Origin of the sequence: Sorangium sp. So ce426, from assembly GCF_051475585.1 — a bacterium.
Taxonomy (GTDB): Bacteria; Myxococcota_A; Polyangia; order Polyangiales; family Polyangiaceae; genus Sorangium; species Sorangium cellulosum_B.
The window spans coordinates 9,054,722-9,078,044 of the sequence record NZ_CP150341.1; the positions used below are offsets into that span (position 1 = coordinate 9,054,722).

Consider the following 23,323-nt stretch of genomic DNA (forward strand, 5'->3'; position numbering starts at 1 on the left):
GGCGACCTCAGCGCCGGAAGGCGAGCAGGTACATGAGGAGCGTGTTCCCGATCAGCAGGAGCAGCGCGGTGGGGAGCTGGACCTTGATCACGCCGTCGCGATCGGGCAAGCCGAGCAGGGCCGCTGGAACGATGTTGAAGTTCGCGGCCATGGGGGTCATCAGCGTCCCGCAGAAGCCGGACAACATGCCGATGGCGCTCATGATCGCCGGGTCGCCGCCGAGCCGGCGCACGATCAGGGGGAGCCCCACGGCCGCCGTCATGACGGGAAACGCCGCGAAGGCGTTCCCCATGATCACCGTGAACATCGCCATGCCCACGGTATACGCGGCCACCGCGGCGAGGCGGCCTCCGCTCGGGAGCGCGCTCCCGGCCAGCTCGCCGACCACGTCCCCCACGCCCGCGGCCGCGAACACGACCCCGAGCGCGGCCAAGAGCTGGGGCAAGATCGCCGCCCAGCCCACGATGTCGAGCAGGCGCCGGCCTTCCTGCAGAGGCGCGAGCGGCGGCGGGCGCAACCAGGCCACCGAGACCACGAGCGCCAGCACCACGCCGAGGGCGAGCGAGATCAGCGTCGCCTGCTTCGGGTCGAGCAAGGGCGCGCCGCGGATCTCGACCCGCTTGAGGACCAGCGCGCCCAGGAGGGCGGTCGCCGGGATGATCAGCGCCGGGACGAAGAGGAGGTCGCCGCGCCGCTCGGCGCTTTCGCGCCGCTCCTCGGGGGTCGTGGTGGCGGGGCGCCCCTGGCCCAGGCCCCGGACGCCCGCGAGGAGCACGAGCGAGATCACGAGCACCCCGTTGCCGAGATCCCCGAGGCGCGAGCCGAAGAGGAAGCTCATCGCCAGGAGACCCCAGAACAGGGTGTTCTTCCATCGCCTCGAGTTCTCGCGGTCGACCGCGCTCAGGACGGCCGACGCCGCGAAGAACAGCCCTCCCACGACGTAAACGACATCGAGCGTGATCATTCGGCCGCCTTCCCCGCGTCCGCGCGGGCGAGGTCCCGGTGGAGCCGCCGGTCGAGCAGGAGGAGCCGAGTCCCGTGGATCAGGAGCGCCAGCACCGCCGTGGGGATGGCCCAGACCGACAGCTGGAGCGGCTCCACGAAGATGCCGTTCTGCTCGAGGAACGCCTTGATCAGCAGGATGGACGCGATGGCGAGGAAGATGTCCTCTCCGAAGAACAGCGCCACGTTGTCGGCCGCCGCCGCCGAGGCGCGGATCAGCCAGCGGGTCCTGTCCGGCAGCGGTCCGTACCGGTTCTCCGCCACCGCCTCGGCCATGGGCGCGATCAGCGGGCGGACCATCTGCGCGTGGCCGCCGAGCGAGGTCAGGCCGAGCGCCGCGCTGAGCTGCCGCACCGCGAAGTACACGAGCAGGATGCGCCCGGTCGTGGCCGTCTTCACCCGCGAGATCAGCGCGCGCGCCCGCTCCTGGAGGCCCGATCGCTCGAGGAGGCCGATGACCGGCAGGACGAGCCAGACCAGGCTCACATAACGGTTGTCGTTGAACGCCTTGCCCAGGACGGAGATCCCCTCGATGAGGCCCATCCCCGCGGAGAGGCTGGTCACGATGGCGGCCGCCGCGACGACCAGGAGCGGATGGATCCGGGCCACGAAGCCGACGACCACGACCACGACCCCGAGGAACGTGAGCATGCTTCTTCCCCCGTGTTCGCAGCCACCGTGGCACGCCAGCGACGGCGTCGCCCATGAGCGCGCGCAGCGCAGCGCGGCCGGCCGCCTCTCCTTGACGCCGGCCGGCGCCTCGGATGGCGTGCCCCGAGGCGACGGACACAGGGGTCGCCGGCAAGGCCACGAGGGCTCGGCCCGCAGCCTGCAGCTCAATGGAGGATCGCCAGCGTGGACCACCAGACAAACGAAGAACTCGTCATCTCGTCGGACAAATCGCGTCTCGACCTCGATCTGATCCACACCGTCCTCGCCTCTGCCTACTGGAGCAAGGGCATTCCTCGGGCGGTGGTCGAGAGGGCGATCGAGGCATCGCTCTGCTTCGGCGTCTACAAGGCGGGCGCGCAGATCGGGTTCGCCCGGGTGATCACCGACCAGGCGACGTTCGCGTACCTGGACGACGTGTTCATCGTCCAGGCGGAGCAACGAAAGGGGTACGGGAAAGCGCTGATCGCCCACGTCACCGAGGCGCTCGGCCGGCTCCGGTTGCGGCGGACGTTGCTCGCCACCGCGGACGCGCACGGGCTCTACCGGCAGTTCGGCTTCACGCCCCTCGCGAAGCCGGACAACTTCATGGAGATCAACATCAAGGACATCTATCAACAGTAGGGCAAAAGGGGGACATCGTGAGCAGCGGCGCGCTGCCCGGCCCGAAGCTCCGTCACAGCCCCAGACGCCGCAGCGGGAGCTCCCGGGCGCGCGTCTTCGTCAAGGCGAACACCGCGTTCGCGATCGCGGGCGCCACCGGCGGCACCCCGGGCTCCCCGACACCCCCGGGCGGGGCGTCGCTCTTCACGATCTCCACATGGATCCGCGCCGGCACCTCCGTGCTCCGCACCACCCCCCAGCTCGGCGGGCGTCGCCTTCCGGGCAGGGCCGAGCACCTCGAGCAGCACCTCGCGCGGACCCGCCTACTGGCGCCCGGGACGGTCTTCCTATCGACGAGCCAAAATTCTCAACTTTTCTTTGACGCCCGAATCACACCCGGAAAAACTGTTAGCGACCCCACGCGGCGCGTGTCGGGGCTCGGTCGGGGGACCTTCACCACCATGTCGATGCGCTCACAAGGCAACGTCTGCCTGCTTTGCGCATGTGCGCTCGTCCTTGTTCCGGCGTCGGCGCAGGCACTCGAGTTCAGCAGTGGTGTGAGCGTGGGCGGGATCCAGATCGGGACCGAACCCAAGCTGGCCGTGAGCCCCTTCGCCGGCTGGCTCTGGCAAAAAGAGAGGGACTTCCGGATCGAAGTTCACAACATGCTCAGCGTCATTCCGGGGACACGCGTAGGGGTCTACGATCGAACGGCGGTTACCGTTGGGTACGTGACAAAAACGGGCAACGTCAGCCTTGGTCCATCCCTGTCGCTCTACTCGATGCCTGTATGCGGTGCCGTGATCTGTGACCGCGTGATGGGGCTTGCTCCAGGCGGGCGCGCACAGTCCGACTGGTACTTCGCTGGGCGTCTGGGGGCATCTACGAGCCTCAACGTGGACTGGGCTGGCGGGAGCAGTCGTGTTCTTCCTGGCAGCGTGGCCGTGATGGCAACTGCTGGGCCTATCTGGAGATTCGGGGGAGATTCTAAATGAACAAGCTGTTGGCTGTTCTATGCTTCGGTCTAGCTGGGTGCAACTTTGATGTCGGTGACTGCTACCTCAGGAGTGAGGGAGAAAGCGGCGCCGGCGGCATCATCATCACCGCAACAGGGGTCGGCGGTTACGGGTTCGGCCCGACAGGGTCGGGAGGCTTCGGGCCTGTATTGGAGCCGCAGGGCATCGAACCACCTCCTCCAGAGTGCAACATCGCGACCCAGAGCCCATGCCACGAGAAGTGCCAGGCGGACCACGATGCGGCTTCTGCTGCGTGTGGCAAATCTGACAGCGAAGCCCAGCGAAGTGCATGCAGTGATAGCGCTTACGCGAATTATCGTAGCTGTCGGGAGAGCTGTCAGCGCGCGGAAAACAAGGATTGTGACGATAAGTACCAGGATTGTGTCGATAACGGGCCGACGTCATGCCGAAGGAAGAGCGCCGGCAAGACGGTGTGTCAGCGTTGTTGGGAACGGTGTAACGCCGGAGATTCTCCATCGGATGTATGCCGCGGCTGCAAATTCTGAGGTTCCGAAGATGATTCATATTGCTACATCTGCGGAAATTGGGAAAGCGGTCCGGCGCGGGCTTCGCGTCCCTGTGGCGTTCGTGCCCGACAACTTGCTGGTAGGGCCATGCGCCTCGGATCCCGAGGTCCACTGTCAGCGGCGCTATGATTTCTGGGGATTTCGTGGGCGGGAAGGAACGCGATTTCGTGCATCGTTTCGTGAGATGCTCGGGGCGGTCCAGTCGCGCAAGCGGGTAGTCGCTTGGACGTCGCGGTTGTGGAGCGACGCGGTGGCGCTGTGGGGTCTCTGCGCGTGGAGACTTCACCAACGGCCCGAGCAACCGGATATAGAGATCGTCATCCTGGGCGACGCGACGGAGGCCGGGTTTGGGTGTGGAAGCATCCGCCTGACGCCGGCCGACGCGCGCCGATATCAGGACGACGCGCGCGCGCTCTCTCTGACGCGCGCCCAGGAGATGGCGCGCTGTTGGCGAAAGGTGTCCGGTCGATCTCCTGTTCTGTCGGCCGTGGGGGGGCGCGCCGGTCGATGGAGTAAGGACCTCGTGGAGCTGAGCACCTATCAGGCGGGATTCTTTCCTCGGATGGACGGGCGCGCACTGGCTCTATCTCGGTTCGATGAGCTGCTGTTCTCGTGTCTCGACAAACAGTGGTCGACGCCCGTGAACGTGTTTGTTCGACGTTCATCGGCTGGCAACGAGTTGCGTAAGTGGTTAACCCACACCGGCGACGTCTTCCTTGCCATGCGGCTGCGCCAGTGGGCCGGGCACCGTGGGGACAAGGCCGCCCTGGAGAGCGAGCCCTGTCAGCCTGAAAACTTCATGAAAGAGGCCCGCTACAGATTGTCGGACGCTGGCGACGAAATCCAGCGAGCTGGTCTTGCAGAAATTGGCCAAGGAGCACCGCTGCCGGTTTGGGGTGTCACGGCATACGATCCGCTGGCTCCTTGGGTCGCGGTGGACGACGACACAGATCATCAGCGCATCCAGCTACTTGAAGAGCGCGCCGCGCAGGGCGTGGAGTGATGCGCTAAGGCGTACGTGGGCCCAGACCCATGGGCGGATAGGACAAGCAAACGCGTTCCGCAACGTCAAGATTCTCGGAGCCGTTCCTGACTCGTGCAGTCCGACGGTACGAGCTCATTGACAGAACGGGCCTTGCGATCAGGCAGGTCTTCCACGCCTGAAACGCCTGGGATTACCGCGACGTAGCACCAAGCGGAAGGCATCCTACCGTATAGCTGTACCCTACTGGCCGCCGATCGCGAGCTCGCCGAGGAGACCCTGGGGCGGCTCGCCAAGCTCTTTCGCTACTCGCTCGAAGGCTCGGAGCGGGTGGACATGCCCACCTCGGCGCGTCCACCGGAGCCGCCCCCGGTGACGGCGGCTCCAGCGCCTGGAGAGCGCGCCGCCGAGGCGGCCGCCGGGGTGAGCACGGCCGCGCTCCTGACCGTGCACGAAGGGGGCAAGGTCCGCTTCTTCGATCCGCTCCTCGTCACGCGTTTTCGCGCCGACGACAAGTACACGGCTTTCCTCTTCGACGGCGAGGAGCATCTTTTGCGGGAGAGCCTGAGCACGCTGGAGGAGCGCCTCGCGCCCTTCGGCTTCGTCCGCGTGCACCGGGCCGAGCTCGTTCGTGCAAACGCAGTGCGGGCGCTGACGCCGGACGCTGGTGGTGCGCTGCTCCACCTCTCCGATGGTCAGACCGTGACGGTGAGCCGTCGCTCCTTGCCAGCGCTGAAGCAGCTGCTCGGGCTGCGTTAGCGCCGCCGCTCATGGCGCACTGCGGCGGGCAGTCCGCGGCCCCTCTCCCGCCAGGGCTCTCTGCCGTGGCGGGAGGGGGCCTCGGCAGGTTCAGAACTGGAGGTCGAGGACGTACTGGACCGAGTCTCCCAGCTTGAGCCTGTCGTTCGGGTCGGGGTAGGCGTCATCCGGCTGGCCATGGTCGTGGAAGACGACGACGTACGACTCCCCCTCGGGCAGGGGATAGGTCGTCGCCCGATCCGCGCAGCGCGCCGGCACGGAGACGGTCCACCTGGGCGCCATGTCGGGCTCGTTCACGACGGGGGGGCCGTTGGGATCGACATAGGGCCCCACGCAGAGCACGGGCTGCAGGGTGCTCCCGCCAACCGTCCTGACGGAGACCGCCCTTGCCCCCGTGGTCGCCTTGCTGATGCGATAGACGTCCTTCTCGCCGCGCCCGAGGTAGCCCGTGACGCCGCTCTGCGTCAGCCAGAAGTCCGGTCCGGACTCGTACGCGGCCTGCAGGGACAGGACGTCGTCCGCGCCGACGTCGTCCGTGGGGCCCAGCGGATCCCAGGTGACGGTGTTCGTCGTCGTGCCGAGAGGCTTGTACCCCGAGAGCACGAACGCCGCCTTGCCGTACTGCGCCTGCGGCGCGATCCCCTCCGAGTAGCGCTCCCAGAGGAACTGATACGGGACGCTGCCGGAGGCATCGGGGTTGGTGGCGTCGAAGACGTACCAGGGACCGGTGTCGCTGTCCGGGGCCGAGCTGCTGTTCGACCGCTTGCCGCCGTGGTGGGGCACGGTGGGGATGTAGGCCTCCGTGAAGAAATGGTTCCCCCAGCCGCCAAGACTGCCGTCGCTGGACACGACCCGGGAGAGGACACCCGCGCTGCGGGCGATGGCCGCCAGGACCGGAGCGTAGTCGTAGCACTGGACGCCCCCAATGCCGTCCTCCCAGGTGAGCTGCGAGTTGGGCTTTCCGTACTGGAGCGACTCGGCGGGATCCAGTCCATCGCTCAGGAAGATGGATGACACATCGCCCTGGTTGGTCGCCTGGCTGTACCGGTAACGCTGCGTGACGAGGCGATACAGCCGGCGCATGGTCTCGAACTCGCTCGTCGTCCCCTGCGCTGCCGCCACGGCGTGATCCAGGAACGAGAACTTCGACTCGTCCGTGGTCCGGCGGAACGCCGCGGAGAGCTTCGTGTGCACTTCGTACGGCGGCGACCACTCGTAGAGCACCGTGAAGTGGTCGCGGATGTTGTCCTGATCGCTGCCGTACGCGCCGTGCACGTTGACGCCGTCCTCGTCCTCGTCGTAGCCGTACGTCTCGAGCTCTGCCTTGGAGATGGCGCCGCTGTCGACGAGCGGATAGGGGTTGTGGATCGCGTAGAACACGACGTCCTGACCGATCCGGGCGCCCGAAGGGGCGAAGGCGCGCACGAAGTAGCGTCCGACGGGCGCGTCGCCCGGCACGGTGATCCGCCAGTGCTCGCGGTTCCGGCTGGAGAACGCGCCGCTCGTGAAGATCCCTCCCCTGTAGTCGCCCTCGGCGGGCAGCGACTTCGCCCAGGGGACCTCCGCGCCCGTGGCGTCCGAGATGATCCGCAGCGTCGCGTTCTGGGTCCCGTTCAGGCTCGAGTCCTCGACGGCCACCGAGAACGTCGTGCCGCGGCGGACGGGCGGAGGACGGACCCCGTTCGTGACGGTGGAGCCCTGCGCGAAGGCCACGCCCTCGCTCCAGGCGTCGTAGTCGCCCGTGCGCATCGCGCCCTGGTAGAGGAACTGGACCCGGTCCCAGCTCGTCTTGGCGCCCGTCGGCGCGAAGCTCTTCTCGCTGACGCCGAACCAGAACTTGGCAGGATTGTAGCTGCTGGCGCCGAGCGAGAACTCGAGCGTGTGCTCCGCCGCGTTCAGCTGCCCCAGCGGGAAGTTGTAACGACCCTGATCGAACCCGCGGCGATAGAGCAGGTTGCCGTTCAGCTTCACGTTGTCGGCATGGGCGAACTGGCTGGGAGCGGTGTTCCGGTAGGCGCCTCCCTTGAGGAACACCGGAGACGCCGAGCCATCCACGGCGACCTTGGCCTTGACCTGCACGGCGGCGCTCGGGGGGTCGACCCAGCCGATCTTCAGAGAGTTCCCGGAGACGTCGGTCGCCTTGAAGCTCAGGGTGCGGCCCGCGTTCGGGGCGACGTAGCTGAACTCGAAGCGGTACCAGCCCTGGCGTGAGCTGGAGAGCTCGTATACGCGCTGGCCGCTGCTGTTCGTCTGGTCGTGAACGCTCTGGTCCGGCTCTCCCGGGCGCGAGATGGCCTTGACGGCCTCGAACCTGTGGCTCGTGTCCACCTGCCCCGTCGACGTCTTCGCGGCGACCTCGAACCGGATCCTCTCCCCGTTCGTGTCGGGTTGATAGACGTGGACGATCTGCGTGAAGGTCCCCGAGCCGGAGAGCGTCTGCTCGACGGATTTCAGGTAGACCCTGCCAGGGGCCTCGAGGGCCCGGAGAGGCGCCAGGGTCTTCTGGAGCGCTTCGTCCGGGATGTTGGGGAAGCTCGCGAGCTCCTGAGCGGAGGTCTCGACCGGGGTCTCGAGCGCGAGCTCGTCGTCGGCGCATCCGACGACCGGGCCGAGCGCGCCGAGGAACAAGAGGGCCAGAGCGTCGCCGTGACGGGCGGCGCGCCGGGTGCGACGAGACGTGACTTGCGTCGACGAGATGCTGGTGTCGATCATGATGCCTTCCTCGGAGATGCTGGGCCCCGCGCGCTCGGGCGGGCGTACGGCGTGAGATGCCCATCGCGGCAGGCCAGCTCGCTCGTGGGCGCGCGGTGCCCAGCATGGAGTAGATCCGACGGACATCTGGAGCATTGTAAATACATTTTCAAAATCGGAATCTGCATGTCCGCCATGCATCCTCTGCATGTCATCGCCGTCGCCTCGCGCGGGCGTGGCGTGAGCGCTGCGGCGCTGGCGTGCGGTCCGGCGCGCTGGCGCGAGCTGCGGCGTGCGGGACCTCCTCGCCGATGCATCTGTCATGGCATCGGGGGCCCGTACGCTCCTGCCTCGGTCTCCTTGACGCGGCGGGGCGGGCGTCGGCGCCGCGCTGGCGGAGCTTTCCGGCGATGCGATGCGCGTGTTGGCCGGCGAGATGCCTGACGGGCTGTTGAGGGAGCTCGGAACGAGGCTCGAGCTCGGAGCGCTGGCGGGGCTCCCTCGCTGGCCGGCCGAGGCGTGGGATCGACGAGGCATGACCGGCGCAGGCGCTGCGACGTCCTCGCTCGCGCGTCAGGGGCGCCGATGCGACCCGGATTGAGCCGGTCGGGCATACCGTGTACATTGCGTGAACGCCGATGAGCAACAGCATCGTTCTGAAGACGGTCGATGACGCCTGGGCGTTCTTCAGGGGTCGCGTGATGGACAACATCCGAGCTGTCGACAGCGGCACGATGCACATCGAGTCGACTTCGGATGATGACCGCGTCCTCGCGAAGTTCATCCAGGATCATGAGGGAGAGTTCGAGGAGCGGATGATAGCCGGCCTGTCCGAGCTGGCCGTCGCTCGATCGGATGGGAGTGAATCGGTGTCCGACCTCGACGACCTGGTGAGAGCGGACCTCCCCAGTGAGAACGACCCTCCTGGCGTGCGCCGCTCCCCGATCGAGGCGATCGTTCGCGCGTTCAATCCAGTGCTCGGGCTCCGGCTCTGCTGGCATCTCGTGTGGCGCTATCGGGCGGAGCAGTCGAGGTGGGCAGCCGAGTTTTTCGCGACGCGTCTCGCCCGAGCGCCGGTTCCGCCCGAGCTGCCGCCGGAAATGTGCGACGCGCTCGGCAGCCCACGCGCGACACCGCTGCCGGACGTCTTACCCATGGACCTCGAAGGCTGGAGCCCGCACGACATCGAGGCGGCGATCGAGGAGTACATCGGCGCTCCCATCGAACAGATCCACGCGAGGATACGCGCGGGTGGGTGGTCAGGGTGTGAGTTCATCCGGACGGACGAGCGGCTCGGGGCGCTCATCTGGCAGGATGCGGCGAGGCTCCGCGACCTCGGGGTGGAGCGAGACGTGCTCGCGGCGCGGCTCGACCGCTGTGTCCTCATGTCCGAGCGAGCGCTTGTCGAATCCGCCAAGGTCTTACCGAGCAAGCTCGGGGTCCGATGGCGCGAGGCGTGGTGCATGGTACCGGAAATCGAGGCGGGTCTCACCCTCGAGGCGCAGCGGTCCGGCTCGGTGCTGAGGAGCAATCCATTTCACACCGTATTCGGCGAAGAGACCCTCGATCGCTTTGCGCTCCGAAACCCCGTGCTTGATCCATCGATCGAGCTCAGGGGCAGCGCGCTCGCGAGCCAGCTGATACGCCGATTCTGTTTCTTCGAAGTCGAGCCAGAGATCGCCGCCCGGGTGCTGGGGCTGGTCCTGTAGCGGAAAGGGCAACATGGGCGAGTGACGAACCCCGCCTCCGCGCCCTCACCGGCTGCACGGCGCCTCCGCAGCGCGTGGATCGGTATGGCGAGCACCGTAAACAGGGCGCGCTCGCGCGTGCGCGAGGCGGTCAGCACGGCGCTCTCGGCGCTCGGGAATCGCGTGCCGCCGGAGCGCTGGCTGGCCGCGTGGCTGAAGAGGCTCGATCGCGAGCGGCTCGTGGATGTGCTCCGGGGCGGCTCGGCTGCGGCGCAGGCACGTGCGCTGCGGGTGCTCGCGTGCATGGGCGCGCGGGCTCCGGCGGCCGACATGGCAGCGATGCCGCCTCACGAGAAGGGGCCCGCCGCGGCCGCTCCCGTCACAGCCCCAGGCGCCGCAGCGGGAGCTCGCGGGCGCGCGTCTTCGTCAAGGCGAACACCGCGTTCGCGATCGCGGGCGCCACCGGCGGCACCCCGGGCTCCCCGACACCCCCGGGCGGGGCGTCGCTCTTCACGATCTCCACGTGGATCCGCGCCGGCACCTCCGGGCTCCGCACCACCGGGTAGTCGCGGAAGTTCGTCTGCTCGACCGCGCCGCCCTTCATCGTGATGGCGCCGTGGAGCGCGATGCTCATCCCGAAGACCACCGCGCCTTCCATCTGCGCGTGCACGCGGTCCAGGTTGATGACCGTGCCGGGGTCCGCCACGAGCCACACCTCGTCGACCTTCACCTTGCCGAGCGCGTCCTTCGAGACCGCGGCGACGACCGCCACGTACGTGAGGAAGCTCCGGTGCGCGGCGAGGCCCAGCGCGCGGCCCGCCTTGCGCGCGGCGTCCCACCCCGAGAGCTCCGTCACCCGCTCGATGACGTGCCGGAGACGGCCCACGTCGACCGGGTGCTGCTCGATCGAGGCCCCGTAGTTCGGGACCTTGTCGACCCCCAGCTCGGCGGGCGTCGCCTTCCGGGCAGGGCCGAGCACCTCGAGCAGCACCTCGCGCGGATCCGCCTGCCGCGCGTGCGCGATCTCGTCGATGAAGCTCTGCACCGCGAAGGCGTGGAAGATGTTGCAGACCGACCGGAGCCACCCGATCCGGACGTGCGCCGGCGCGTCGCACGCCTCGGCGCGGACGTTCGGGGCCGCGAGCGCGAGATCGAGCACGCCGAGGCCGAGCTCGTTGTCGCTCGGGGTCTTCACCTTCGCGTCGAACGTCGACGGGATCGGCGGGAACGCCGTCCGGTGCAGCCACGCCGTCACCTTGCCGCTCGCGTCGAGCCCCGCCGTGAGGTGCTGCGCGCTGACGCTGTGGAAGTAGCCGCTCTGCACGTCGTCCTCGCGGGTCCACTGCACGCGCACCGGCACGCCCAGCTCGCGCGCGAGCAGCGCCGCCTCGGCGACGTAGTCCGGCTTGGACTTCCGGCCGAAGCCGCCGCCGAGGAACGTCACGTGCACGGTGACCTTGGCCTCGTCGACGCCGAGCGCCCGCGCCACCTCGGTCCGCGCCGCCTGCGGGTTCTGCGTCGGCGCCCAGACCACGCAGCCGCCCGCGTCGACCTTCGCCACCGCCGAGGGCGGCTCCATGGCCACATGCGCGAGGTGAGGCACGTAGTACTCGGCCTCGACCGTGCGCGCCGCCGCCTTGAGCGCCCCGTCGACGTCGCCGACCTTGCGCACGACCTTGCCCGGCGCGCGCACCGCGCGCGAGAGCGCCTCGCGGTAGCTCGCCGAGTCGTACGACGCGTTCGCGCCGTGATCCCACACGATCTCCAGCGCCGCGCGGCCGCGCATCGCGGCCCACGTCGTGTCCGCCACGACCGCCACGCCCCCGAGCGGCTGGAACCCCACCCCGCCGCCCTTCGGCGCCGGCAGCTCCACGAGCTTCTTCACGCCCGGGACCGCCAGCGCGCGCGCCCCGTCGTACCGCACGACCTTGCCCCCAACGACCGGCGGGTGCGCGATGACCGCGGTGAGCATGCCGGGCAGGCGCACGTCCGCGCCGAACTGGGCCGCGCCCGTGACGAGGGCCGGGCCGTCGAGCAGCGGGAGCAGGCCGCCGACGCGCTTGAGCTCCGAGGCGGGGCGGAGCGCGATCGTCTCCGCGCGGGGCACCGGGAGCTTCGCCGCGTCGGCCACGAGCTCGCGGAAGTCCAGCGAGCGCTTCGACTTCGCGTGGTGGACCGCGTGCTGCTGGGCGACGCACTCCGCGGCGGGGACGCGCCACTTCCTGGCCGCGGCCGCGACGAGCATCGCGCGCGCCGTCGCGCCCACGCGCCGCATCGGCTCGTAGCCGCCGCGCACGCTGCGCGAGCCGTCGGTGTTCTGATCGCCGAAGGCCTTGTCGCCGTCGGCTTGCACGATCTTGACCCGCGCCATGTCCGCGCCGAGCTCGTCGGCGACGAGGACCGGCAGCGAGCTGCGGATCCCCTGCCCCATCTCCGACCGGTGGCAGACGATCGACACCGTCCCGTCGGGCGCGATGTGGAGGAACACCCCGGTCCGGAGCCCCGGCTGCGCCTGCGCGTCTGTGGACGTGGGCGGCGCAGGCGGCACGGCCGGCGCGGGCGGCGCGGCCTCGGCGACCCCGAGCGCGAGCCCGCCCACCGCGAGCCCGAGCCCCGCGAGGAAGGAGCGGCGGAGGAGGACGACCCGTTGCTGTTCCATCTTCACTCCGTGGGAAGGCCGGCGGCCTTGCGGACCGCCGCGCGGATGCGCGTGTACGTGCCGCACCGGCAGATGTTGCCGGCGAGCGACCTGTCGATGTCGTCGTTCGAGGGCCGCGGGTTCTTCCGCAGGAGCGCGGCCGCGCTCATGATCTGCCCCGCCTGGCAGAAGCCGCACTGCGGGACGCCGAGCTCCACCCACGCGCGCTGGAGCGGGTGATCGCCGGTGGGGCTGAGCCCCTCGATCGTCGTCACCGAGCCGCCCGCGGCGCGCTTCACCGGCGTCACGCAGGCGCGCACCGTCTCGCCGTCGAGGTGCACCACGCACGCCCCGCAGAGCGCCTGGCCGCAGCCGTACTTCGTCCCCGTGAGGCCGAGCACGTCGCGCAGCACCCAGAGGAGCGGCATGTCCGGATCCACGTCGAGCTTCTGCTCCGCGCCGTTCACCTTCAGGATGATCATGGTCGGGACTCCTCGGGCGGGCACGCCGCGCCCGCCTTCACCCACGCGTCGACGAGCGCGCCGAAGGCCGCCTGCGAGCCGGGCGCCTTCGTGCGGCCGTGGCCGGGCGCCCACCCCCACGCGACGAGCTCGTCGCGGTTGGAGTGCTCGACGATCTGCGCGAGCGTCTTCTTGCCGTTGCGCGCCGGATCCTTGATCTGCGCGCAGATCGCCGCCGGCGACCGCCCGAGCCACGCCATCTCCGCCGGCGCGAGGTGCCAGCCCGGCGCCCCGGGGACGCGGGCGAGCTCGAGGTTCTGCGCCTGATGGCACGACGTGCACTCCATCGCCGCCACCCCGCGATCGTTCGGACCGCGCTCGGCCGGCGGGCTGTGGCGCTCGCCGGCGTCGCCCTGGCGCGGGACGCCATCGTGAGGATGGCAGTTCACGCAGCGCGGGTGGAGCAGCACCTTGCTCGCCTCGAGGAAGAGCGAGGCCGCGCGCGCGTCGTCGTCCCGGATCGCCGCGAACGCCTCCGGACTGCGGAGCTCGCCCGGGGCGACGGGCGGAAGGACGACCGGCCTGGGCGCCTCCGCGGGACGCGAGTCGCACGCCGCGGCGAGGAGGCCGACGCCAGCCAGCAGGGAACAGAGGAGGAGAGGCTGCATCGCCCGGCCTACCCTGGTGACTCGGCGCGCGGACGACAAGCCCGATTCGACCCGCGCCCTCGGCGCGCCCCCCGTCGCGTCCACTGACGTCCACTGACAGCGCAGTTCGTGTTACGTCACGGTTTCCGGCGACAGGGCGACGCGTGGAGCGCGCGATGACGGCGGCCGTGAAACGTCCTCGATCCGGCGTCGACAGCGCGCGCAGCGCAGCCGCCGCCGCGCCTGTAGCGAACTGTCACGAGCGCGCCACGCAGCGCGGCTCGACGCCACGACAGGACACCTCGACGCCGGCGCATGTCCCGGCAACCCCTCCGCCGGAGCGATGGCTCGCGGCGTGCAAGCCAGCTCCGGCATGAGCAAGACGTTAGGAATAGGCGAGGCCACCCAGCCATCGCCCTGCCTGATCGCCCCAGCTGAGGCAGGCTGCCACACCGCGTCGAGCTCGGAGCGCGGGCCGATGCCCGGAATGCACGTGGGCTCCCAGCTCCGGCTCATCCGCGCGCTCGGCCAGGGAGGGATGGGGAGCGTCTGGCTCGCCGAGCACGTCGCGCTCAGGACCCACGTCGCGGTGAAGTTCCTCCGCGACATGTACATGGACCACCCGCTGGCCGTCGTGCGCCTCCACCGGGAGGCCGAGGCCGCGGCCCGCATCCAGAGCCCGCACGTGGTGCGCGTGTTCGATGTGAGCTTCACCGACCAGGGGGTCCCCTACATCGTGATGGAGCACCTGGAAGGGCAGACGCTGCAAGATCGGGTCGAGCGCCGCCGGCGGCTCTCGCTCGAGGAGACCGTGTCCATCCTCCGCCAGCTCTGCGCCGCGCTGGCCAGGGCGCACGAGGCGGGGATCGTTCACCGCGACATCAAGCCCGAGAACATCTTCCTCGTGGAGGGCGAGGGCGAGCCCTTCGTGAAGGTGCTCGACTTCGGCATCGCCAAGAACACCACCGAGGAGGCCGAGCGGCTCACCGTCACGGGCGCCATCCTGGGGACGCCGCACTTCATGTCGCCCGAGCAGATGGCGGGCGGCGCGCGGGTCGGACCGCACAGCGATCTCTGGGCCCTCGGCGTCGTGGCCTACTTCTGCTTGACCGGGCAGATCCCCTTCGGCGGCGCCACCGTCGCCGCGGTGGCCGTGGCGATCGACCGCGGGCCGCCCCCGCCGCCGTCCCGGCTCGCCCCGGGTGTGCCGCCCGCGATCGACGCCTGGGTCCTCTCGCTGCTCGAGCCCGACCCGGCGCGCCGCGCCCGGAGCGCCCGCGCCGTCCTCGAGGCGCTGGACGCGGCCGTCTCCGGCGTCGCCCACGTCGCCGCCGCGCGGCCCGCCCAGACCGAGCTCATGCCCCCGCGCGAGGCCCTCGGCTCGGGCGAGGGCTACTCGTCCCTCGTGACCACGCTCATGCCGTTCGGCACGCTGGGCGCGAGCTCGCCCCGGCAGCGGGCGCGGGCGCGCACCTGGGCCCTGGCCGCGGGCGCCGTCATGGGCCTCAGCACCCTGGCGTGGGTGGGGGCCTCCGGTGTCGCCTCCGGCGTGACGCGGACCGCGCCGGCAGCGCAGACCGCGTCGCTCGCGATGGTGGCCGGCGGAGCGCCCGGGCGCGCCGCCCCCGCCGCCGAGCCCGCGGCCCAGTGCGAGACGAGGGGCCCGCTGCCCGAGGCGCGGGCCGCGGCCACGGCGCCGCAGGTCGCGGCGCGAGCGGCGGCCACGGCGCAGGACGACGCCAGGCCGCACCAGGCCGAGGCGCGGGCTGCGGCCACGGCGCAGGCCGCGGCCACGGCGCAGCCTGCGACCCGGGCGGCCGCCGACGCCAGGATGCCGGCCGTGTCTGGCGCCCGGAGCGCCCTGCCGGCGGCGCTCGCCGCGCCGGCCGCGACGCCGGTCAAGACGGCCGCGACGCGCACGCGCTGGCGCCGCGATCTCGGCTTCTGACAGGAGAGGAGATCCATGCGCCCCCGGCCCAGCACGCTGCTGATGATCACCAGCCTGATCCTCGCGTCGCCGCCGGCGCTGGCCGGCGACGCGGCGGACACCGCCGGCGGCGCCGCGGACGAGAAGGCGCGGCGCGACGCCCGGGAGCTCGTGTACCTGGGCGACGAGCTCTTCATCCTGAGGAGGTACGCTGAGGCGCTCCGCGCCTACCAGCGCGCCGAGCAGCTCGTCCGCGTGCCCTCGACCTCCATCGAGGTGGCGAAGGCGCTCGCCGCGATCGGCCGGCTCAGCGAGGCGCGCGAGCTCGCGTCCACGATCGCCTCGTCGCGCGCGCTCCCCGGCGAGCCCTGGCCGTTCATGCAGGCGCGGCGCCGCGCCGCCGCCTTGCGCGACGAGCTCGACGACCGCATCCCCCGGCTGAAGGTGCGGCTCATGCCGAGCCCCGCCGGGGCCAGGCTCCGGATCGACGGCCAGGAGGTGAAGGCCTCCTCGGAGGGGGCCCTGATCGATCCCGGCAACCACTGGGTCGAGGTCGAGGCCGACGGCTACGCCGGCGCCCGGCAGCGGGTCTACGTCCCGGAGCGGGAGATCACGGCGATCGACGTCACGCTCACCCCGGAGCCCCGCCCGGACGGCGTCTCGCCGTGGGCCATCGGCGGCTTCGTGGCCTCGGGCGCCGGGCTGGCGGTGGGGCTCGGCGTGGGCGCGGCCTACCTGAGCGCGAGGAGCGACCTCGCCGAGGCGTGCCGGCAGGGCGCCTCGGGTTGCTCCTCCGACGCGCGAGGCGACGCGAACGCCCTGGGTTGGGTCTCGAACGTGGGGTTCGGCCTCGCCATCGCCGGCGCGGCCGTCGGCGGCATCACCCTCGGCCTGGAGCGCTCGAAGACCCCGGCCTCGAGCGTCACCTGGGCGGTCGGTCCGGGCTACATCAGCATGCGAGGCACGCTGTGAGGGCGCGCCGCGCTGCCGCCTGCGCGTTCGCCGCGTGGCTCGCCGGGTGTCAGGTCGTCGCCCCGCTGCCCGACGCCGAGGACGGCGCCACCTCGGCCGAGGGCGACGGCATCGACAGCGGCGCCGCCGCGGGCGACGCCGGCGATGGGAGCCCGGAGAGCTGGGTTCCGCCCGCGCAGGAGGCTGGCCCGTGCGAGATCGCCGCGTGCTCGGCGCACTGCGCCCGGTCGATGGATCTCTGCGAGCTCACGCCGCAGTACCCGTCGGTCGAGGCGTGCTGCACCGTCTGCGAGGCGATGCCGTCGCCCGAGGGGTATGCCGGGTGCCGCGCGGCGGAGACCGGCGATCCCGCCGGCTGCACCGCGGCCGGGCCGCTCGGCCCGGAGGGCGGCGCCGGGTGCGTCGGGCGGTGCGAGGCGGTGTGCGTGCTCTACGCGGCCATATGCCCGATCGAGCTCGCGGACATCGCGGCCTGCGAGGCCCTCTGCGCCGCCTTGCCGGCGCCGGAGGTGTTCGACGCGTGCGGCCCGCTCATGGCCGAGGGCTCGCTCGGGTGCAGCACGCAGCAGATCTACGCAGCGCTCGGCGCGGTCGACAAGAAAGCGCGCGACAAGGTGTGCCGCGACATCCTGGAAGGCCGCTGCCCCAAGCCGGCGTGCGCGGACGGCGACTAGCTCGATCCCGCCTCGCGAAGGGCAGGCCGCGTGGAACGACCGCGCTGTGCGGCGTGTCGCTGCACGCTACGCGCTCGCGGCGATGGGCGAACGAGAGCCAATAACAACCTGGATCATTGACGATACGGGCTGTCCAACCTGATCGATGCCCCGCCAGCGCCAGCTCATCGAAGACGCGCTGTCGTCCCGCGTCGACGCTGCCTTCCAAGAACCCGCCTCTCAGGAGGCTCGATGGCTCACCCAACCCGAGAGCGCGCGCCAGCGCCGCCACGCGCCGGTAGCGAACCCGAGCCGAGCCCTCGGACGGCTCCGCCCACTCCCTTCCCTCGAACACGAACGACGCCCCGAGGAGCTCCGTCAGGAGCGCGCGCCCCCCAACCTGGGCTCCTGCCAAGGCGGGCCGCCGAGACAGACGTGCTCGAGGGCCCCGCTCCGATCGTGCCAGGCAATCGCGAGCCTCCGCGCCGGGTAATGGTGAATGCGGCAACCGAGCGAGCGCTCGTGGCCCACGGCTGGTCCGAACAGCCGCGCGATGTCGTCTTCCTTCGTCATCTTCAGCGTCGTGAGCGAAGGCCCGCGCACGAAGATCCGTTCCGCCAGCCCCTCTCGAACGCTCACCGCGATCTGCCCGCAACGAAGCCATCCACCTCGACGCAGGACCGCATCGACCCGCTCTTCGAGCGGCACCTCCACGAACTGCCCGTCCACGCCCCTCCGGCACACGGTCTCGTTCGCGTACCTGCGGGCCTCAGCCGGCGCGTCCTCCTCAGCGCCCGTCAGGAGCGCGCGATCGCTCTGCGCCGCGGGCTCACCTGCTCGGAGACCCGCGACGCGGATCGCTCCGCCATCCGCGCCGTGCAACAGGGGCGACAAGTCGAGCAGCACGCACCCAGCTTCGCACGCGCGCTCGCGCGCCACCACCACCGAACGTTCTCGTCGCTCACGAGCGTGTCGTCGCGCGTGCGCCACGGGTCGATGGAGAACCGATACGGCGCCTCGCCCACGGCGCCGACGTGCCGGCGAAGGAAACAAAGACAGACGCTCCCGAGGACGCGTTGCGCGAGAGGTCCTCACAGTACACCAGATCCGGCTACCGGCCGTGGGCCGGGCTTCTGCGCCGCAGGTTGGCGCTCGATGTCCTCGAGCGCCCGGCCTGCAAGGGCAGGATGAAGCTCGTCGCCATGATCACCGAGCCAAGCAACATCGCCCGCTTCATCACCGCGCTCGGCGAGCCGACCGACGTTCCAGGCCGCTCCCCCAGCACCGACGCAGCGGCCGCCGACCTGGGGGTTCGGAGGAGCATGGGCCTCTGCTGTGCCACATCAGGGCTCAAGGGACCGCTTCTTTATCACCGGAAGCGCGCCGACTGCTTCGGCCAGAATCCGTTGAGCGACGAGATCAGGCGGTCGCTTCAGCGAGATCGCGCTCGACGGTGGATGCGGCTTCGGCCTTCGCCTGCGCTTCCAGCCAGGCGGCTTCGTCGAACGTCTTGTTCGCCATCGCGCGCTCGACGGCCTGCGTCTCTCGAAATTCCCGCGCTTCAGCGGCCAATGTCCACATCACCTCCACAGCCATCCCCTCGATCTCCTGACGGATCTCGTGAAGCGGGACACGGAAGAACTCCTTGCGGGGGTTCACCTTGTTCACCTGGTTCCGCACGAACCGCTGGTGGAGGGCGCGTTCGAGCGCCGGAGCATCCCCGCTCGGGATCATCGCGTGCACGTCGAACTCGAACGGCACGCTCGCATCACCCAGCTCCCGGACGCGGTCCAGGGGCTCGAGCCGCCGTGTCATACCGATCTTGTAGACGTGCTCCCCGAACGAACCGACGTTCGAGATAATGTATACGTGCCCGGCCTTGGTCTGCTGCGCCATCGAGAGGGCGCGCTGGTTCTTGTCCTCCGCCACGCGGAGCCGCTCGGAGAGCTCGAGGAGCTTCTGCTCGTACTTGGCGCGCTCTTCGTCGTTCGATTTCTCCACGTCCCGGCGCGCTTTTTCCATTGCCTTCCGGAGCGTCTCCTCCTCCTTCTCGGCCTCCTTCCTTGCTTTCTCAAATTCGCGCTGGGCTCGCTCTTCCTCCCGAATACGCTCCTTGAGCTGCTTCTGCTCCTCGCGCTCTTTCACTTTGAGCTCCTGCGCGACCACTGCCCATCGGAGCTCCTCGAGCCGCGCCTCGAGGTAGTCGGGCAGGATGCGCGCGCCACGGAAAGCGCGTCCGCCCTGGTTCACGAGCACGAACGAATCTCGAATCTTCTGCTGCAATGTCCCGAAGTTGTCGTGCCGAACGTCAGAGAGGATCGTGTCGACCTTGCCGTTGAACGCGTCGAGCACGAAGGAGATCGCCGTGGTGCGTCGGTTGACCTCTGCGTAGTCGCATGTCGCCGCGGTGCCGTCGCGGATCATGTCGCGGCTCTTCCCACGAGCAGCCTTGAGACGCTGTCCTGCCTCGGCGAACCCGAACTCCTCGGCGAGCTCGTCGAGAAGCCCAGCGGTCGGCATCACATAGCGATCACCGTAGCCCTCGATCACGTTCTTCATCGCCTGTGCGGTCTGCTCGAGGCGCTTCGCGTCCCGCTGCGCGGTGAGCGCTGCGCCGGCGATCTCCTCGGCGCGTCGGTTCGCGTCGGCGACGACGCGCTCCGCTTCCCGCTGGGCGCTGGCAGAGACCTCGGCCGCGGCCGCTTCGGCGTCGGCGATCGCCTGGTAGCGGCTCAGGCGCTGGAGCGACGCCTCCGCTTGCCGGAGCGAGCTCTCTACTTGCCGGAACGAGCTCTCTACTTGCCGGAGCGAGCCGCTGGCCTTGTGCGCTTTGGACGCGAAGAACGCCGCAGCCGCAAGCGCAACCACGACGACGAGAATGAGAACGAGCTCCACGATGCTCCCCTGCGGCCGGCTGGGCGCCGCGCCTCCAGGGTACTTCGCCCCGCGCGGCGCGTCCCAGCTCAAATTCGATCTTGGATGCGCCGACGGCGGAGCCATCTCTCGGTATTCATCGCCATAGGGTCGCCTGCCATCGCGTCCGCGCGCACCAGGCCATACGCAAGCGCACACCGCTTCGGGGCGGCGCTCGCGCAGGCAATGCCGTCGCCCGAGGGCTATGCGGGGTGCCGTGCGGTGGAGACCGGCGATCCTGCCGGCTGCACCGCGGCCGGGCCGCTCGGCCGGAGGGCGACGCCGGGTGCGCGAACGGCACCGCAAGCGGGGGAGTCTGCCTGTTCTCCGCCGGTGCGTTCGCCTGGGCAGCCGATCCTTGGGAGCGGGAAGCGCTCGCCGCGGAGGCGGGCGGCGGTGTCTAGCCGGTAGGCGCCGTGCCGTTCGGCGCGGCGCCGGGCACCGCGGGCGCCGCCGTGCCGTTCAGCGCAGCAGGGGCCGCCGTGCCGTTCAGCGCTGCGGGGGTCGCAGCGCCGGGCGCCGCCGGTTCAGCCGGCGACTCGTCGCCCGGGGCGGCGACGGTGTCGCTGTGCGCCGTCGCGCGGCCAGTGCGGCCCTTGTAGAGAGAGGGGGCGATCGTATCGGCGTCCTCCTCGTCCCAGCGCAGGTACGCGACGGCGCGGCGGGTCTGGTCGTAGGCGTGGATGAGCAGCGAGAACGCCCGCGCTCTCCTGTCCGCGGCCTCGGTCGGCCCGGGGCCTTTGCCGTGCTCCCGCACGCCGAGGGCCGCGAGCAGCTGCGGCCCGATCTCCCCGGCGCGCCTCACCTCCTCCTCGGTCGCCGCCGTCTTGCTGGCGACCTCCGCCCAGCTCGCAGTGAACAGCGCCGAGAGCGCGACCAGGTCGTTCGCCATGTCGATGTGCCCCAGCCCCGCGCGGATCTCCGCGACCGTGTCCGCGTCGAGCAGGCCGCGCCGAGCCAGCGCCTCGGCGTCGCTCAGCAGGTTCTCGCGCAGCGGGGCCGCCTCCGCGAGCAGCGGCTTCAGCGCGTTCTCGGCGCCTCCGCTCGACAGCCACGCGAGGTGCGCATACCACGCGGCCAGCGCGTAGGTCTCGAGCCGGTCGAGCAACGCGACATCGTGCGTCGGCACGTGCTCCACGATGGCGGAGCGCAGCGCGAGGAGGCCGGGCAGCACGCCCAGCACCTGGGAGACGACCCGGGGAATATCGAGGTTGATGGCGATCAGCCGATCCGGGCTCAGCGCCTCGATCTCGGGCAGGATCTTGTCGAACGCCGCCGCCGCCTGGGGCGGGGCCGCGGGCTTCTTGGGAGCGGGCTTCTTCTTGAGCGGAGAAGGCTTCGTCATGAGGGGATGACCTCTCGTTGTTCGTCGTCGCGGAGCAGCGGAGAACAGGCACGACGCGCTCCACCCCCGCGCGCTGGACGTGTTGAGAACGCCAGGCGCACGCCGGACGTTCCGGGCAGGGATAATCACCCCCGCGCACCCGTCAATCGACATGCCGGCTGATTTTCTGACGGCGTGCCGCCCCTCGTCGGGATCTTGCATCATGGACTGGGCCCCGCGAAGTTCGCGAGAAGTCGCATGAAGGTGTCATGTGCCCGGCGCGCGGCGGGGTGGCGTCGAGCATGCTGCTCTCATCACGGCGTCTGGCAGCTATCAGCACGCATGTCGGCACGCACCGTGCCATCCACGTGCGGCGGTTCGCGGCCGACCGTCTCCGTTGCCGGGAGGGCTGCCGGCTGCCTCCCCCAGACCGTTGCCGTTGCCGGGAGGGCTGCCGGCTGCCTCTCCCAGACCGTTCCCGTTGCCGGCAGGGGCTGCCGGCTGCCTCCCCCAGACCGTTTCCGTTGCCCGCAGGGCTGCCGGCTGCCTCTCCCAGACCGTTTCCGTTGCCCGCAGGGCTGCCGGCTGCCTCTCCCAGACCGTTCCCGTTGCCGGCAGGGGCTGCCGGCTGCCTCCCCCAGACCGTTTCCGGGTAGTGGCCAAGTTTGGCCAGGCCCTTGATCTGGCTAAGTTTGCTCCTCTTCCGGCGGATCCCCGAACAGCGACAACTGCACCGGCTTCCGGGGCTTCGGGCGCCACGAGAGCAGGTCGAGTTGGCCGGTCGGCTCGACGGGCGCAGCCGCGCTCGGGACCGCGGCGACGGGCACCGGTGCGGGCGGCGGTGGCGCAGGGGCGACGGGTGGGTTCGGTGCGGCGCCGCCTTGGACCACGCGCAAGAACCCGCGTCCTGCCGGGAGCTCTCGGGCCGCTCCCTCCGGCTTCACGTGGGCGAGCGGCCGGGCGATGGGCTTCTCGCTCGGCGCGTCGGACATGAGCTCGTCCAGGAGTTCCTCCACGCTCCACACGTGGTCGGTCACCCCGGCCTGCATCGCCGGGGTCACGCGGAGCGTCTTCACCACGTGGCAGAAGTTGTAGTGCGTGTAGGCGAGCGCGACGGCCGCCCTGTGGTTCTCCATCTTCTTGGAGAACGCGAGGCAGAGGCGGCGCAGACGGCCGTTGACGTGCCGCATGGTGAGGTTCAGGCGTTCGGAGTGCGCCGTGCTCGCCTTGGCCATGTCGGGCGCGCCGAAGACCGCCCGCTTGACGATGAACGGCTCGCGCGGCGGCTCGTACCGATGGTCTGGCCCGCGGCGGCTCCCCTTGCGGTAGTGCTTCACGGTCTGCGCGAAGGTGCTCGACGCGCCGAAGCTCGTCCCGACGGACGACACGTACGGCGCGAACCCGTCGCTCGTCATGAGCTGCGGCATCACCACGAGCCGCGCGCGAAGGTCTTCGATGAAGCGGTCGGTGCTCTCCTGGTCCCGCTTGCCGACGTAGAACGAGACGCAGAGCCGGCTCGACACGTCGATCGCAGCGAAGATCCACCCCTCGCCGATGTCGACCGCATCTTCGGTCGGGTCCACGCGGTGGGGCTTCTTCGCCACCCACCCCCAGAGCTCATCGAAGCTGATCAGCGAGCAGGACAGGTCCCGCACGCGCCGATCATGAAGGCGGGCAGCGCCCTGCCCAGCCAAGAGGGCGAATCGGTTGATCGTCGGCCGACTGACGCCGGTCATGCGCTCGACGGCGCGCTCGCTGTTGCCGTCCACCAAGGCCGCGAGCACGGCAAGCCGCCGCTCGCGTGGGAGCTCGTTCGCCACGGACCCTTGCCTTCCCCCGTACGTGGCCGCA

At 70.4% G+C, this 23,323-nt stretch carries 18 protein-coding genes and 1 pseudogene; 7 read left to right on the forward strand and 12 right to left on the reverse strand.

Annotation, left to right across the window (positions count from 1 at the left end; genetic code table 11):
* Positions 1-7: 7 nt before the first annotated feature.
* Entirely contained in the window at positions 8-964 is a 957-nt protein-coding gene (locus WMF44_RS33795; protein WP_437294168.1) for a DUF979 domain-containing protein, read from the reverse strand.
* A complete protein-coding gene (locus tag WMF44_RS33800) occupies positions 961-1,653 on the reverse strand; it encodes a DUF969 domain-containing protein (RefSeq protein ID WP_437294169.1) in 693 nt (230 codons plus the stop codon). The genes WMF44_RS33795 and WMF44_RS33800 overlap by 4 nt, the downstream gene beginning before the upstream one ends.
* A 204-nt stretch (positions 1,654-1,857) precedes the next feature.
* Between WMF44_RS33800 and WMF44_RS33805 the strand changes: the two genes are divergently transcribed.
* Positions 1,858-2,295, forward strand: coding sequence for a GNAT family N-acetyltransferase (locus WMF44_RS33805; protein WP_044966307.1), 438 nt, complete (start codon positions 1,858-1,860; stop codon positions 2,293-2,295).
* Between the two features lie 52 nt (positions 2,296-2,347).
* On the opposite strand, the pseudogene WMF44_RS33810 reads toward WMF44_RS33805, so the two are convergent.
* A pseudogene (locus WMF44_RS33810) lies at positions 2,348-2,527 on the reverse strand (hypothetical protein); the annotation flags it as partial.
* A gap of 1,813 nt (positions 2,528-4,340) precedes the next feature.
* On the opposite strand from WMF44_RS33810, the gene WMF44_RS33815 reads away from it, so the two are divergent.
* Both WMF44_RS33815 and WMF44_RS33820 read left to right on the forward strand, forming a co-directional pair.
* Positions 4,341-4,820, forward strand: coding sequence for a hypothetical protein (locus tag WMF44_RS33815; protein WP_437294170.1), 480 nt, complete (start codon positions 4,341-4,343; stop codon positions 4,818-4,820).
* Between the two features lie 315 nt (positions 4,821-5,135).
* Positions 5,136-5,558, forward strand: coding sequence for a LytR/AlgR family response regulator transcription factor (locus tag WMF44_RS33820; RefSeq protein ID WP_437294171.1), 423 nt, complete (start codon positions 5,136-5,138; stop codon positions 5,556-5,558).
* A gap of 90 nt (positions 5,559-5,648) precedes the next feature.
* Here WMF44_RS33820 and WMF44_RS33825 read toward each other — a convergent pair whose 3' ends face one another.
* On the reverse strand, positions 5,649-8,270 hold the full coding sequence (locus WMF44_RS33825; protein ID WP_437294172.1) for a transglutaminase-like domain-containing protein: 2,622 nt from the start codon (positions 8,268-8,270) through the stop codon (positions 5,649-5,651).
* A gap of 617 nt (positions 8,271-8,887) precedes the next feature.
* Between WMF44_RS33825 and WMF44_RS33830 the strand changes: the two genes are divergently transcribed.
* On the forward strand, positions 8,888-9,958 hold the full coding sequence (locus tag WMF44_RS33830; RefSeq protein ID WP_437294173.1) for a hypothetical protein: 1,071 nt from the start codon (positions 8,888-8,890) through the stop codon (positions 9,956-9,958).
* Between the two features lie 358 nt (positions 9,959-10,316).
* On the opposite strand, the gene WMF44_RS33835 is transcribed toward WMF44_RS33830, so the two are convergent.
* From WMF44_RS33835 to WMF44_RS33845, 3 genes are read right to left on the reverse strand one after another with little or no spacing between them, the layout of a single operon-like run.
* Complete coding sequence (locus WMF44_RS33835) at positions 10,317-12,596, reverse strand: molybdopterin cofactor-binding domain-containing protein (RefSeq protein WP_437294174.1); 2,280 nt, start codon at positions 12,594-12,596, stop codon at positions 10,317-10,319.
* A 2-nt stretch (positions 12,597-12,598) separates the two neighbouring features.
* On the reverse strand, positions 12,599-13,057 hold the full coding sequence (locus WMF44_RS33840) for a (2Fe-2S)-binding protein (RefSeq protein ID WP_437294175.1): 459 nt from the start codon (positions 13,055-13,057) through the stop codon (positions 12,599-12,601).
* A complete protein-coding gene (locus WMF44_RS33845; protein WP_437294176.1) occupies positions 13,054-13,704 on the reverse strand; it encodes an Isoquinoline 1-oxidoreductase subunit in 651 nt (216 codons plus the stop codon). The genes WMF44_RS33840 and WMF44_RS33845 overlap by 4 nt, the downstream gene beginning before the upstream one ends.
* Before the next feature lie 457 nt (positions 13,705-14,161).
* Between WMF44_RS33845 and WMF44_RS33850 the strand changes: the two genes are divergently transcribed.
* The 3 genes from WMF44_RS33850 to WMF44_RS33860 are packed head-to-tail and all read left to right on the forward strand — an operon-like array spanning position 14,162 to position 17,256.
* Positions 14,162-15,631 carry a serine/threonine-protein kinase gene (locus WMF44_RS33850; protein WP_437294177.1) on the forward strand — a complete coding sequence of 490 codons (1,470 nt, stop codon included), beginning with the start codon at positions 14,162-14,164 and terminating at the stop codon, positions 15,629-15,631.
* Positions 15,632-15,646: 15 nt separating this feature from the next.
* On the forward strand, positions 15,647-16,582 hold the full coding sequence (locus WMF44_RS33855) for a PEGA domain-containing protein (RefSeq protein WP_437294178.1): 936 nt from the start codon (positions 15,647-15,649) through the stop codon (positions 16,580-16,582).
* Complete coding sequence (locus tag WMF44_RS33860) at positions 16,579-17,256, forward strand: hypothetical protein (protein WP_437294179.1); 678 nt, start codon at positions 16,579-16,581, stop codon at positions 17,254-17,256. The genes WMF44_RS33855 and WMF44_RS33860 overlap by 4 nt, the downstream gene beginning before the upstream one ends.
* A 357-nt stretch (positions 17,257-17,613) precedes the next feature.
* On the opposite strand, the gene WMF44_RS33865 is transcribed toward WMF44_RS33860, so the two are convergent.
* From WMF44_RS33865 to WMF44_RS33885, 5 genes are all read right to left on the reverse strand, one after another.
* On the reverse strand, positions 17,614-18,141 hold the full coding sequence (locus WMF44_RS33865) for a hypothetical protein (RefSeq protein WP_437294180.1): 528 nt from the start codon (positions 18,139-18,141) through the stop codon (positions 17,614-17,616).
* Positions 18,142-18,346: 205 nt separating this feature from the next.
* Positions 18,347-18,559 carry a hypothetical protein gene (locus tag WMF44_RS33870; protein WP_437294181.1) on the reverse strand — a complete coding sequence of 71 codons (213 nt, stop codon included), beginning with the start codon at positions 18,557-18,559 and terminating at the stop codon, positions 18,347-18,349.
* A gap of 95 nt (positions 18,560-18,654) precedes the next feature.
* Positions 18,655-20,130 (reverse strand): DUF4041 domain-containing protein, encoded by a 1,476-nt coding sequence (locus tag WMF44_RS33875; protein ID WP_437294182.1) that lies wholly within the window; start codon positions 20,128-20,130, stop codon positions 18,655-18,657.
* A 418-nt stretch (positions 20,131-20,548) separates the two neighbouring features.
* Positions 20,549-21,493, reverse strand: a complete 945-nt coding sequence (locus tag WMF44_RS33880; protein WP_437294183.1) for a hypothetical protein — start codon at positions 21,491-21,493, stop codon at positions 20,549-20,551.
* Positions 21,494-22,158: 665 nt separating this feature from the next.
* Positions 22,159-23,292 carry an IS1 family transposase gene (locus WMF44_RS33885; RefSeq protein ID WP_437294184.1) on the reverse strand — a complete coding sequence of 378 codons (1,134 nt, stop codon included), beginning with the start codon at positions 23,290-23,292 and terminating at the stop codon, positions 22,159-22,161.
* Between the last annotated feature and the right edge of the window lie 31 nt (positions 23,293-23,323).

Bases quoted from the DNA above. Each gene is read 5' to 3' on its own strand.
- WMF44_RS33845 (WP_437294176.1), bottom strand. From the start codon at position 13,704: ATGCAGCCTCTCCTCCTCTGTTCCCTGCTGGCTGGCGTCGGCCTCCTC.
- WMF44_RS33825 (WP_437294172.1), bottom strand. From the start codon at position 8,270: ATGATCGACACCAGCATCTCGTCGACGCAAGTCACGTCTCGTCGCACC.
- WMF44_RS33880 (WP_437294183.1), bottom strand. From the start codon at position 21,493: ATGACGAAGCCTTCTCCGCTCAAGAAGAAGCCCGCTCCCAAGAAGCCC.
- WMF44_RS33835 (WP_437294174.1), bottom strand. From the start codon at position 12,596: ATGGAACAGCAACGGGTCGTCCTCCTCCGCCGCTCCTTCCTCGCGGGG.
- WMF44_RS33830 (WP_437294173.1), top strand. From the start codon at position 8,888: ATGAGCAACAGCATCGTTCTGAAGACGGTCGATGACGCCTGGGCGTTC.
- WMF44_RS33820 (WP_437294171.1), top strand. From the start codon at position 5,136: ATGCCCACCTCGGCGCGTCCACCGGAGCCGCCCCCGGTGACGGCGGCT.
- WMF44_RS33870 (WP_437294181.1), bottom strand. From the start codon at position 18,559: ATGCTCCTCCGAACCCCCAGGTCGGCGGCCGCTGCGTCGGTGCTGGGG.
- WMF44_RS33800 (WP_437294169.1), bottom strand. From the start codon at position 1,653: ATGCTCACGTTCCTCGGGGTCGTGGTCGTGGTCGTCGGCTTCGTGGCC.
- WMF44_RS33855 (WP_437294178.1), top strand. From the start codon at position 15,647: ATGCGCCCCCGGCCCAGCACGCTGCTGATGATCACCAGCCTGATCCTC.
- WMF44_RS33795 (WP_437294168.1), bottom strand. From the start codon at position 964: ATGATCACGCTCGATGTCGTTTACGTCGTGGGAGGGCTGTTCTTCGCG.
- WMF44_RS33840 (WP_437294175.1), bottom strand. From the start codon at position 13,057: ATGATCATCCTGAAGGTGAACGGCGCGGAGCAGAAGCTCGACGTGGAT.
- WMF44_RS33850 (WP_437294177.1), top strand. From the start codon at position 14,162: ATGCCCGGAATGCACGTGGGCTCCCAGCTCCGGCTCATCCGCGCGCTC.